Origin of the sequence: Microcoleus sp. Pol8_D6, from assembly GCF_036700965.1 — a bacterium.
In the GTDB taxonomy this organism is placed as follows: domain Bacteria; phylum Cyanobacteriota; class Cyanobacteriia; order Cyanobacteriales; family Microcoleaceae; genus Microcoleus.
The window spans coordinates 75,489-87,578 of sequence record NZ_JAUBPW010000003.1 but is presented as its reverse complement, the minus strand read 5'-3'; the positions used below and the strand labels follow the sequence as shown (position 1 = coordinate 87,578).

Annotated in this window: 11 protein-coding genes and 1 pseudogene; 5 read left to right on the top strand and 7 right to left on the bottom strand. The window is 45.4% G+C overall.

Annotated elements, in window-relative coordinates:
• Positions 1–95 precede the first annotated feature (95 nt).
• On the top strand, positions 96–1,460 hold the full coding sequence (locus QUA10_RS02210; protein ID WP_194070054.1) for an MFS transporter: 1,365 nt from the start codon (positions 96–98) through the stop codon (positions 1,458–1,460).
• A 324-nt stretch (positions 1,461–1,784) separates the two neighbouring features.
• Here the strand turns inward: QUA10_RS02210 and QUA10_RS02205 are convergent, their stop codons facing one another.
• Both QUA10_RS02205 and QUA10_RS02200 read right to left on the bottom strand, forming a co-directional pair.
• Positions 1,785–3,143, bottom strand: coding sequence for a lipase family protein (locus QUA10_RS02205; RefSeq protein ID WP_333080849.1), 1,359 nt, complete (start codon positions 3,141–3,143; stop codon positions 1,785–1,787).
• A 213-nt stretch (positions 3,144–3,356) separates the two neighbouring features.
• Positions 3,357–4,718, bottom strand: coding sequence for a calcium-binding protein (locus QUA10_RS02200; RefSeq protein ID WP_333080851.1), 1,362 nt, complete (start codon positions 4,716–4,718; stop codon positions 3,357–3,359).
• Between the two features lie 135 nt (positions 4,719–4,853).
• Between QUA10_RS02200 and QUA10_RS02195 the strand changes: the two genes are divergently transcribed.
• The 4 genes and pseudogenes from QUA10_RS02195 (at position 4,854) to QUA10_RS02180 (ending at position 7,612) form a co-directional block, all read left to right on the top strand.
• The gene (locus tag QUA10_RS02195; protein ID WP_333080852.1) at positions 4,854–5,057 is read left to right on the top strand and encodes a hypothetical protein; all 204 of its coding nucleotides are present in this window, start codon (positions 4,854–4,856) and stop codon (positions 5,055–5,057) included.
• A gap of 4 nt (positions 5,058–5,061) precedes the next feature.
• Entirely contained in the window at positions 5,062–5,598 is a 537-nt protein-coding gene (locus tag QUA10_RS02190) for a GNAT family N-acetyltransferase (RefSeq protein WP_333080854.1), read from the top strand.
• Positions 5,599–5,921: 323 nt separating this feature from the next.
• Complete coding sequence (locus tag QUA10_RS02185; RefSeq protein ID WP_333080855.1) at positions 5,922–6,668, top strand: HEAT repeat domain-containing protein; 747 nt, start codon at positions 5,922–5,924, stop codon at positions 6,666–6,668.
• Between the two features lie 41 nt (positions 6,669–6,709).
• Positions 6,710–7,612 (top strand): annotated as a pseudogene (locus QUA10_RS02180) (Rpn family recombination-promoting nuclease/putative transposase).
• 111 nt (positions 7,613–7,723) lie between these two features.
• Here QUA10_RS02180 and QUA10_RS02170 read toward each other — a convergent pair.
• The 5 genes from QUA10_RS02170 to QUA10_RS02150 form a co-directional block, all read right to left on the bottom strand.
• Complete coding sequence (locus tag QUA10_RS02170; protein ID WP_333080856.1) at positions 7,724–8,497, bottom strand: class II aldolase/adducin family protein; 774 nt, start codon at positions 8,495–8,497, stop codon at positions 7,724–7,726.
• Positions 8,498–8,604: 107 nt separating this feature from the next.
• Entirely contained in the window at positions 8,605–9,276 is a 672-nt protein-coding gene (locus QUA10_RS02165) for a hypothetical protein (protein ID WP_333080857.1), read from the bottom strand.
• A 176-nt stretch (positions 9,277–9,452) separates the two neighbouring features.
• A complete protein-coding gene (locus QUA10_RS02160; protein ID WP_445243549.1) occupies positions 9,453–10,715 on the bottom strand; it encodes an NAD(P)/FAD-dependent oxidoreductase in 1,263 nt (420 codons plus the stop codon).
• 24 nt (positions 10,716–10,739) lie between these two features.
• Positions 10,740–10,898, bottom strand: a complete 159-nt coding sequence (rd, locus tag QUA10_RS02155; RefSeq protein WP_333080859.1) for a rubredoxin — start codon at positions 10,896–10,898, stop codon at positions 10,740–10,742.
• A 325-nt stretch (positions 10,899–11,223) separates the two neighbouring features.
• Positions 11,224–11,991: a ChaB family protein gene (locus QUA10_RS02150; RefSeq protein ID WP_333080860.1), complete on the bottom strand. Its 768-nt coding sequence runs from the start codon at positions 11,989–11,991 to the stop codon at positions 11,224–11,226.
• Positions 11,992–12,090: the final 99 nt, after the last annotated feature.

Genomic DNA, 12,090 nt, shown 5'->3' with positions numbered 1-12,090 from the left:
GAATGACATATACTGTGATGCAAGCGGTTTAATTGACCGGAATTGTCGATCGCACTCAGTAAATCAAATAAGTAACTAGGTAAAATATCTCTGCAATGGAAAAAAAGCATAACGCTGGATTGTGGGTATCAGTATTGTATTTCGCTCAAGGTCTCCCTTACACCGTCGTTAATTTAATGTCGGTGATTTTTTTGAAAGGTATGGGCACCAGCAACGAACTCATCGGATTGACAAGTCTGTTGTCTTTTCCTTGGGTTTTAAAAGGTTTGTGGGGCCCAGTGGTTGATTTGTATTCCACCAAACGCAAGTGGATTTTAACCACCGAAATCATTTGTGCTTTTCTGTTTGCTTTCCTGGCTTTTGGTGTATTGACGCCGGCACCGATTATTATATCGCTTGTTATCTTTACCGCGATCGCCTTTGTGTCAGCTACTCACGACATCGCTATTGACGGATTTTATTTAAACACTCTCAATAAAGACCAACAAGCACTATTTGTCGGGGTTCGCAACACGGCTTATAGAGGTGCTGTCATTGCCGGTAGCGGTTTATTGGTGTTCTTAGCCGGGAAACTGGCCGAAAACCATTTAGTCACCGGAAATACAGGCGACACCAAAATCTATCAAAACATTCCACTGTCACTTTTCGGTTCGGATTTTAGCGTGTCTGCGCTTAACTACGGATGGGCGACAGCCTTTGGCATTTGTGCGATTATGTTTGTGCTGATATATCTCTTTCAGCGGTGGTATCTTCCCTATCCTCGAAATTACGCTCTGGAATCCGACACTCCTCAACAAAGAACCAGCTTTATCGAAGCATTTAAAACTTATTTTCAGCAAGATAAAATAGGTTGGATTGTGGCTTACGTCTTGATTTTTCGCTTGGGCGATGCCTTGACGTTTAAAATGGCTCCTCCATTTTTAATGGATAAAGTTGAGAAAGGAGGATTAGCAGTTTCTACGTCGGATATGGGCTTATTATCCGGTACTTTAGGGGTAATGTTTCTGTTAATAGGAGGGTTGCTGGGCGGCTATTTAATTGCCAAACAAGGATTGAAAAAATGGATGTGGCCGACGGCTATTCTGCAAAATTCGACTAACGTGCTTTATTGGCTATTGGCTATCAATCAACCGGGGATTGAATGGGCTTATGCCGTAAATTCGATCGAGCAATTTACTTACGGACTTGGCGTAGCTGCCTATACAGTGTTCTTGATGCGGACTGTCCGCCCTGAATACGAAGCATCCCACTATGCAATTACAACGGCTTTTATGGCCGCTGGAGTGCTGATTCCGGGCGTTTTTAGTGGCTACTTGCAGGCGAGTCTCGGCTATCAAAATTATTTCTTGATGAGCGCGCTGGCTGTGATTCCCGGTATGCTGACGATTTTCTTTCTGCCCCTAGAAGATGAGAAAAAATTAGCATCGATGCCCAGACCTGGACTGGACGATTTCGATTAATATCAAGTGCGATCGCTATAACTATAATATTCGGGCGGGTCGGGTTTACCAATGTCTGCACTACTTTTGGAGATTTCGGTGAACCCCTCCCTAGAGAAATATTGATGTTTGTAATCATGGAATGAATATAAATCAATACGCTTGGGTTAGCGCTTTCCGACGAATTTCATTTCACGCATTTATGAGAGTTCCCGACTTGTGAAAGGAAATCAGATTATTCTTATCCCAAGCGTATTGGAGTATAAATTATGTGCGCTTGCGTTCATAAAATAAGGACACAACAATGTTGTGTCCCTACCGAATATCTGTATGGCCAGCCGCGAACTAAATCGCAATAAAATCACTAGCTGTTAGCGGACTACTTGGAATGCCAGGAATACTGGCAAGAACTTCGCCGTTACTGGCAATTTCGATCGTCGTTATAAAATCGCCTGCAGTAACTCTCACTTGGTTGAAGGTCAAACCTCCGCTCAAACCGATTAAATCTTGACCCTTTTGAAAGTCTACAAGTGTATCTGTACCGGCACCTGCTCCTAACACCAATACGTCGCGTCCAGCGCCGCCAATCAAGAGATCCGCACCCATTGCGCCAATGAGTGTATCGTCTCCTTCTCCACCGTTCAAGTTATCATCTCCTTTGCCGCCTAATACCAGGTCGTTGCCACTGCCACCGCTGATAATATCGTTGCCTTTGTTGCCACTGAGAGTGTCGTTTCCCCCATTGCCAGTGATAATATCGTCCCCTGCAAAACCTGATGCTGTATTGTTGGCATCGTCGCCTACTAAATTATTAATTTGGGAGAGATCGAGAGCAGTTTGCATTGCTGCAACCTTTGCTAAAAATGAGGCTCCCGGAGTGGTTCTTAATTGCTCTAAACTGCTGCGCGATTCCAGCGATGTTGCCAAGTCGGGCAGTGCAAAGTCTAAGCCAGCTAACAGCTCTAAATAATCTGAATCTGGGAAAGTGAAATCAGGGCGGTTCAACTGGTCTACAGAGATTTCTCTCTGAGTAAAGCCGGGAGGAGGAGAAGTTAACAAACCGCTTTGCTTGTGCTTGTCCAAGACAAGTAGCGGGTTGATAACCGGGTTAGTAAATGTTTGAAGAACTACTTTTCCGGGGAGAAAAGCTTCTCCTCCCAAACTAACAAAATCGCCCTCAACTACGTAGTGAGTTACATTTTTTCCGGGGCCGACTTTCTGCTTGAATGTATTGACTGTACTCTGAGCAACTCCGGGAGAATTGAAGGTGACAACATCTCCGATAGTAGATGTAAATTCGGTGGCGGCTAGTTGCGTTATGGCGCCGCCTAAGCTGTGTCCGAGAAGGTCTGGTGGCAAGCGGCTGGGGTTTTTGGCTGTATCTTGACTGATTTCTGTCAACCAATTTCCTAATGCTTGTTTGTTGGCTTCAAATTGGTTAAAACCGGTGCCGCGCGGGTCTGCGTTGGCAATATCGTCTACGGGCGAGTCGGTGCCGCGAAATACTAAAACGGCCGGTTTGTCTGGCGTGGTGGAAATTAAGCCGATCGCGTGAAATCCAGTTCCGGGATCGTCAAAGGTGCGATCGATTTGGTAGCCAGCAGCACTCAAGCCTGTTTGAACTAAAGTTTGAAACTGGGGCTGGTCATCTATATAAGCAAGTTGCTTGGCTATAGTTTCGTAAGCGGCGGGGGAGGACGGCATATTTTTTTATTTCCTGTCGTTTGAGGGGGAATTAGTTTTTAAGCTACTTAACTAAGTTTACTATAAACTTCGTTTATTTACCATATTAATTGGTCATTTTTATGGGCTTTTTAGGGGCAAATTTATAGAGATTTTTTAATACAAAAAAACTCTCGCTACAAAACCCAGGCAGGTTTTGCGCCACCAAAAATACAAATTTTGATCACCCTAAAGCTATACAAAATCTACCCGGGTAATAGCGCTGGCACCTACGCCTCTGAGAGTAGCAAGAATTTCCCCAGTAGCCGGGATAGTAATTAAAGCTCCGTCAACACCTTGAGTTACTATAACTTGAGGAAAAGTTAGACCCCTCGACAGTGTAATTAAATCTTCACTATCTTGAAAATCTAAAATCACATCTGCTCCGCCGCCGGATTCCAATACAAAGCGATCGCGCCCCGCACCACCAATTAAAAAATCGTTGCCAAACTCGCCGGAAACCAAATCATTTCCGTCGCCACCCTCCAAATAATCGTTATCTCTGCCGCCGTACAAGAAATCGTCGCCATCACCACCGATGATGCTGTCATTACCTCGATTGCCTCTGAGAGTATCGTTACCGCCGTTGCCGATAACTGTATCCTCTCCAGGGCCGCCGGTAGCAGTATTGTTCCGAGCGTCGCCTGATAAATAATTCGGTTGCAAGGGAGCTAAACCGTACTGCATTTGTCTGATTAACTGCACAAAAGAAAATTCTGGTGCTGTTCTCACACTCTCTGCACCGCCTCTGCTTCTGATCGCTACTGAGACATTGGGCAGGGCAAAATTCATCGCACCGATAAACTCGTTAAAATCGGAATCGTTGTTATAAGTAAATTCAGGACTGTTTAATTGTTCTACGGAAATTTGCCTCTGCAAAAAACCCACGGGCGGAGTAGTTAACAAATTTTCAGTTCGATGTTTTGCCAAAACAGTTAAGGGATTAATACTCGGATCGGTAAAACTTTGGATAAATACTTTACCCGGAATAAATGCTTCACCAAACAAGCTGACGAAATCTCCGCTGACAATGTAGTGAGTGACATTTTTGTTGCCGACTCTGCCGAGATTTCTCCGAAAACTGGTGAATGTATTCGCGGAGACTCCCGGAGAGTTGAAAGTAAAGATATCTCCGATCAGAGATGTGTATTCGGTTGCTACAATTTGAGCGACTGCTCCGCCCCAACTGTGTCCGATGACATCTGGCAATAATTTGCTGGGGTTTTTACCAGTATTTTGACCTATTTCTGTGAGCCAATTTTTGATATTATCTTTGTTCTTTTCAAATTCAGGTAAACCAATGTCCCGCGAGTCGGAAAAGATAGCGTCGCCGTCGATGAAGTCTGTACCTTTAAATACGAGGGCGGGCGGGTTTTCGGGATTGGATGAACCGAATCCGATCGCATAAAAGTTGGTTTCTGGGTCGTCGAATATGCGATCGATATAGTAGCCATTAGTATCTAGGAAAGTCGAAACTTCATTTTGCGCGCTCGGCTTTTGATTCAAAAAAACAATTGTTTTAGCTAGAGCTTCATAAACAGCAGGCGAGGCACTCATAATATTATATTTTCTGTTTGTTGGTATTTGCGAGCGCTCAGGCTTGAGCTAATTGTCCAATGGCAGCAATTATAGCTGACAAGATTTGTATGGTACACTTGATAATATCAACTCAAGAATTAAGTTTTTGCGGTTATGGGTATCATTCGTCAATACATTGCTCCATTAATAGCGGTATTAGTATTTTTCGCGGCTCTGGTAGCAGTCAGTGCTCGCATCTTTTTGCCTGGTGACATGGCTGCCCCGGCACCGATTGAGGAAGCGATCCCCCAAAAGCAAGCGGCAGTAGTCAATCCAATGTTCTTGGGGCTAAATGATGCGGCTCTCCGTGTCCGCTGAGCTGATGTCTGCTCAACTAATACCGGGTTACTGGCTGCGATCGGGATCGGGACTCGATCGAGCAAAACTGGTAAAATTTATGCACCGGACTTACCGAGAGCTTTACCCGGATGGGGAATTGGGACATTTGGCTCAAACTGTCGAGCAGTATTTTTCTAACCAGACGCCGGTTTGGTGGGTAGAGTGCCAGAAAAACAGCCAGGAAGAGGCAGAAATTTTGCCGTCGCTTCCCTCGCAGTATCTCAATCCCTCATCTCAAGCCCAAAATCTCCAATCTGTTGTCGGATGTTTGTGGTTGGGAAATGCGATCGACCAAACCACCGGAGAACGCTACGCTCACATTTTTTTGCTGTACGTAGCACCGGAACATCGCCGTCTAGGAGTCGGTGCAGCTTTAGTTATTCATGCTGAAAATTGGGCGCGGGAAAGGGGCGATCGGCAAATGGGTTTACAAGTATTTCTCAGCAATCAGCCGGCGGTGAATCTCTATCAAAAGTTAGGCTATCAAAGTCATTCCGTCTCGATGCTCAAGTCTCTTTGAAAAATAAATTCTACTGGTTTGGAATCATGGCTAAAGTCCTGATTCATCCAAATTATGAGGGCTGAATTCCTCACTACCAACTTAAGTAAAAGCAGAGATATTCGTTTGTAGTAACTCATATGTTGCACCATTCTCAATTAGCCTTTTATGAACAGGCTTTTGGGCCTGTTCCACAAAAGATAAATTTTCTTCTTGTGGAACAAGCCGGAAAGCCTGTTGCTGACAATGGTGCAATATCGCGCGCACCCTACAATTATTGACTGCTGACTGGTGACTGCTGACTGAGTTGCTTAGGAGCATCCTCTGTGCGGTAAAGTTTTTTTATGAACAATAACGACTACTCCAACGCCCTTGATACTGACACGGAACTGGAAAGCCCTTTGGATCATTTTGACGAATCCGAGCCCCCGCTGCCAGATCCCGAGGAAATGCTGCCTTTGCTGGAATCCCCGGAACCTCAGCACCGGATGATTGCGGCGCGGGCTTTTTGCGAACTGCAGGACGATCGAGCAATTTCGCATTTAATTAATTTATTGAGAGACGGTTGCCCCTTGGTGCGAGTGAGCGCGGCTTATGCTTTGGGGCGAAATCCGAGTCCCGATGCTGTGGAACCGCTGATTTTTCAGCTTAACCGCGATTGGAACGGTTACGTTCGCAAAGGGGTAGTTTGGGCCTTGGGAAATTGCAGCGACCACCGCGCTTTGCCATCTTTAATTGATGCTCTGAAAACTGATATTTCGGCGGTGCGTTTGTGGGCGGCGAGTTCTCTGGGTCAAATGGCAAAAGTTGGTTACTATGTGGTGATTGCTGCGATTCCGCCGTTGATTGAGGCGCTGCGGGGAGATTCTGTGTCTGCTGTGCGAAGTAATTCCGCTTGGGCGATCGGGCAACTGGCTCGCGAATTGCCGAATAATATAGTGTACGCTGGGGCGATCGATGGTCTAATTGAAGCTTTAGAAGAAGATGAAGATATGGGCGTGCGGGAAGATGCTAAATCTTCGCTATTGCGAGTCGGCGACCCGCGCGGATTGCAGATTATTGAAGATTTAGAAATGGAAGGACTTTTGTGATATCATTACCACACTTACACACCATTTACTAATTTCCAATTATCAATTACATCAATCCTAAGACAGAATTTGGTTTCAAAAAAATCTTTGCTTCGCCCCAGAGCAAAGACATTTTGATTAGCTTCCTCAATGCTATGCTCTATGACGCACAGCCAACCATTGAAGACTTAGAAATTATTGACCCTTACGCCGCGCCGAGCGTTACTGGATTAAAAGACACTTACCTGGATGTTAAAGCCAAAATTACAGGCAACAAAACTGTGATTATCGAAATGCAGGTAATAAATGTAGAAGCTTTTACTAAACGGGTAGTGTACAATGCCGCCAAAACCTACGCAACTCAACTCCGACCCAGGGAAGGATACTCGAAATTAAATCCTCTCATTGCTTTAACAATTACTGATTTTATTCTATTTTAAAATACAGAAAAATTTTTCACCCATTTTGTCTTTAAAGAACTCGAATAAAACTTCGAGTATTATAACAGAGAAATCGAATTAGTGTTTGTCGAACTCCCCAAGTTCAACAAAGAACTGGAACAAGTCGAAAACATAATTCAAAGCTGGATTTATTTTATAAAAAATGCTCCCCTCTTCGAGGAAATTCCTGAAAAATTTGCCTCGATTCCCGAAATTAAAACAGCTTTTTCCATCGCCAGCAGAACTAATTTAACCCTTAAGGAATTAGAGGAAGTGGAAAAGCGGGAAATGTTTTTTGAAGACCAGCGCGGCGCTATTATTAAAAGTCGCCAAGAAGGCATAATTGAGGGTCAAACAGAATTAATCTTGCGTCAAATCGCGCGGCGTACTGGTGAAATTTCGCCGGAAATTCAAACTCGCATCCAGCAGCTATCTCTCGAACAATTGGATAATTTAGGAGAAATCTTGTTAGACTTTACCACTCAAGAGGATTTGATAGCTTGGTTGGAATCGGCTTCAGCCTGAATTTATAACTTTTGCACTTCTGATACTAAATCCGGCTTTAATACCCCCTTCATTCTTTATTTGCCGCAGGCGGACTGTGTTTGTGTAATAGCGGTTTCAACCGCCGAGTTTCTAATCTAATAAGTCGGGTTCCCGACGCACTATCATGTCATAAAGCGGTTGAAAGCTAAACCATCCCATGCGGTGAGAGCCTACTTGCTGCTGTGTTAAACGCGCACATTCTGGCTTGATGATAATTGGTTTTCCCGCTGCTTCGGCCATTAACTGCGCTTGACAAGAACGTTCCATTGAAATAAACCACCAAGCCGCTTCATCTACTGTTTGACCTACTGTTAACAGTCCGTGATTTTGTAAGATAATGGCTTTTTTCTCACCTAAAGTTTTGGCGATGCGTTTAGCTTCTTCGATTTCCAAAACAACTCCGGTGTAATCGTCAAATAAAGCTTGGTCTTCATAAAAAGAACAAGCATCTTGCGTCAGGGGGTCAAGCAGGCGGCCCAAACTCGACCAACTTTTGCCGTAGGGAGAATGAGCGTGGGCTGCTGCGATTACGTCGGGGCGGGCGCTGTGCACTTGGGAATGAATGGCAAATGCTGCTTCGTTTACGGGTTTATTTCCTTCAACAACTTCGCCTTTGTGGTTGACTAAAATTAGGTCGCTGACTCGAATTAAACTAAAGTGCATTCCAAAGGAATTGACCCAGAAATGGTCTAGGTGTTCGGGGTCGCGGACGGTGATGTGTCCGGCAATTCCTTCGCTGAATCCGAAGCGGGCAAATAATCGAAATGCGGCGGCTAAACGCTGTTTGCGGTGGCGGCGTTCTTCTTCAACTGAGTTGAATGTTGGGGGTTGAAAAGTGACTTTGGGGATTTTTATTGCAACCATATATTTTATTAGTGACAAGACAGGAGGCAGAGCCTCCAAATCGGCATTCCCAGTCAGAGACTGGGAACGAGATAATTGGGAATTGTGGGACAGGCATCTTGCCTGCCCTACTGACTGGCGACTTCACTAAGGCGCAAACCTGCGATGTTTTTGCAGTCAAAGGTGGCGTTGTTGCCGGGGCGACGTTCTATTAATTCGAGAATTTGTCCGGCGGGGTTTTGCAGAAACCACTGAGTTAATGAGCCGGAGTTTAGAGGATGCTCTGATAGCGGTTTAAAGTTTTGATTTTGCCATATTTTAGCAGCATTCTGCACGTTTTCAACACGAATCGCGACGTGGTGAACGGCTTCTAATCCTCTTTCTTGCTGGAAGCGGTCTGTTTGGTCGCCCGGTGCGTGGGGCGCATCTAATACTACTAAGCCGCCCGCTGGCATTAATAAGGTCATTAAATGCAGCCACAAGTCGGAGGGAACATTAATGTTTTCCGCACAAAAGTTAATCGGGAACAAGTCGGGGCCTTCAACTGTTTTGGCGCCGAAGGGGTAAAAAGATTTGGCGTAGTTTTCGAGTTCGGTGCGGCTAGGAAATGTGATGACAAAGTGGTCGATCGCAACTTGTTCGTCGTACAGGTGTGTTTCAAACGTCCAGGTTGTTAAATATTCGGGAGTGATAAATTTGGGGTTGAATTCCAGCAAGCCATTTTTTTCGATGAAAGGTGAGTCAAGATGGCCCTCAAGGTTGCGATCGAACTTTAGGGTTTTTAGATTCAAGTTTTTCATGTATCTCACCCAATGTTAACTCCGCAAAACTGCGAATTTTGTCTACAAGCTGAAGTTGATGCACATTTGGTGCGTCTTAATTCAAAAATAACACAAAATTTAATACTGGCAAGCCGATCGCGCGATCGCAAGTCCCAAACCTTTACAGAGCAAATATTCCCAAATCTAAAATCGTATCATTTGCCGATCGCGTTCCCGGCCAACCACGCTGTAGTCCAAGCACTTTGGAAGTTGAAACCCCCCGTCACGCCGTCGATATCCAAGATTTCGCCAGCAAAGAAAAGTCCGGGACAGCGGCGGCTTTCCATTGTCTTAAAATCGACTTCTTTGAGGTTGACACCGCCGCAGGTGACGAATTCTTCCTTAAATGCGCCTTTTCCGGCAATCTGATATTCGCCTTGAACGAGTTCTAGCAGGAGGCGATCGAGGATTTTGTTAGATAAGTCTGCCCAGCGTTTTTGCTCATCAATCCCGATCGAACTTGTCAAACGTTCCCAGAGGCGGCGCGGCACCGGAAACGGACAGCTAGAGACAATCAATCGGTGCGACAACTGCGACTTAACTGCTAGCAGTTGCTGCCGCAAAACTTCCGCATTGTACTGGGGAAGCCAATTAATCAGCACAGATGTTTTATAATGGCGATCGTGCAAAAATCTCGCACCCCAAGCAGAAAGTTTGAGTACAGCAGGCCCGCTCAAACCCCAGTGAGTAATTAGCAAAGGCCCGCTTTGTTCTAATTTAGCTCCCGGCAATTTCATCTTAGCATTAGGAACAGAAATTCCGGCTAAATCTTTGATTCTGCTGTCGGAAATATTAAAAGTAAATAGAGAAGGAACGGGCAGTTCTACAGTATTACCTAACTCTTTAGCCCACTTATAACCCGACGGATTGCTGCCTGTAGCGAGAAGAATGCGATCGCACTTCAATTTTTCCCCGGATTTCAACTCAATTTCAAATGTAGGGGCGGTGCCCCCGTGCCCGCCCGAACCGTGTTCGCCCTCGGCCGTATTTCCTGTTAATTTATTTACAGAAACTACTGCATCGCCGGTGCGAATTTTCACGCCTGCATCCTCAGCAGCGCGGATCAAACAGTTAACGATTGTCGCCGAATCGTCTGTGATCGGAAACATTCGCCCGTCTTCTTCTGTTTTCAACTTCACGCCGTGACCGGCAAACCATTCAACAGTATCGCGGGGTTGAAATCGAGTAAAAGCACCGCGCAGAGCTTTCCCACCTCTGGGGTAATTCTGCACTAAAATACCAGGGTCAAAACAAGCGTGAGTAACGTTGCAACGCCCGCCGCCAGAGATGCGAACTTTTGCCAGGAGTTGCCGGCCAGCTTCTAGTAAAGTGACGCGGGCTTGCGGGTAAGTTTTGGCACAGGTAATTGCACTAAAAAAACCTGCAGCACCGCCGCCAATGACTGTAATTTTGAGGATTCGATCGGACAAATTTTTTCTCGCTTATTCTGGTTCAAAATCGGATTTTGCCGCCCCGCAAATGGGACAAACCCAATCGTCGGGGATATCTTCAAAGGCAGTACCGGGCTCTATGCCTCCGTCGGGGTCGCCTTCTGCTGGATCGTAGACGTAATTGCAAACTGTACAAACGTATTTTTGCATTTGCTTAACTCAATTTTATATTGTAAGCCTGTAGATTGTACTTGACAACGCCACCTAGTGCAATACCAGAAAAATTAAATCTTTTTTCACAAGTTACAATTCACAATTATAAAATAGACAAGATTGAAAAAATAAATAGGACGCTGCTCAAAGCCCATCCCACAATTTTTTTTCTTGTGGGATGGGCTTTGAGCAGTGTCCCAAAATTTGATTAAAAAGACTGAGACAATATTTTCTAATCTAAACTCTCAAATATTACAAGCCTCTAGAACTTGGGTTCTAGAGGCTGCATTCTATCTTTTATTAGTTAACCGCGATTGCAAGACTAGACTTTCGCTAAAGGCTTAGTCCAAACGCCGTTTTCATCTTCTTCGTACTGCTGGTGAATGGCGTTCCAAGCGGTGTGTTCCGCTTGTATCGAGTCGTTGTTTTCATCAAATGCCGCGTTGTAGGATTCCATAAAGGTTTTTTGAGCTGCTTCCGACAGGTGCGATCGCACTTCGGGAGATAAGTCTGCCGGACTATTGCAGCGACCTTTGACGGCGCGCGGCAGCGTCATTTCGCTAACTGAAACTTCTTCGCCACCTGCACTTTCTAGCAAGAGTTGAAATTCGCCCGATTTATCTGCGGGAACTTCTGCCATCACGAGAAATTCGCCTGCTTCAACACGGGTTTGATAGATAGTTGCTTTGTCTTCGGGCATTCCCAAAGCGACTAAAGCGGAAACTAGACCCGCACCGGCCGAACCTGCGATCGCCCCGCTAGCAGCACCCAACAGTACAGCACCCAGCGGGCCCGCCGATACTACTGCACCGACAAAAGGAATAAACAGCACGCCGACGCCTGTTAGCAAACCCAAAAAAGAACCGAATAAGGAACCAAAAATCGCCCCGCTTCGCAGACCGCCTAATATCACATCTTTTTTAGTAATAAAGCCGGCAATTTTAGTTTTAGATTGAAAGTTTTTTCCCATTACTGAGATGTGGTCGCGGGAAACTCCGCGATCGAGCAACCGCCGAATTACGCCGTCTAATTGTTCTTCTTCCTTAAATACGGCTGAAACTGTGCGTTCGGCTAAATATTCCTCGGTCATTTTTCCTCCTTGATGGTTTTTCGATTAGTTATGCTGGTTTTCAGTATAGGAGGAGACCGCAGGGCGATCGCATCAACCGCGAGATAGAGGTCGATGCGA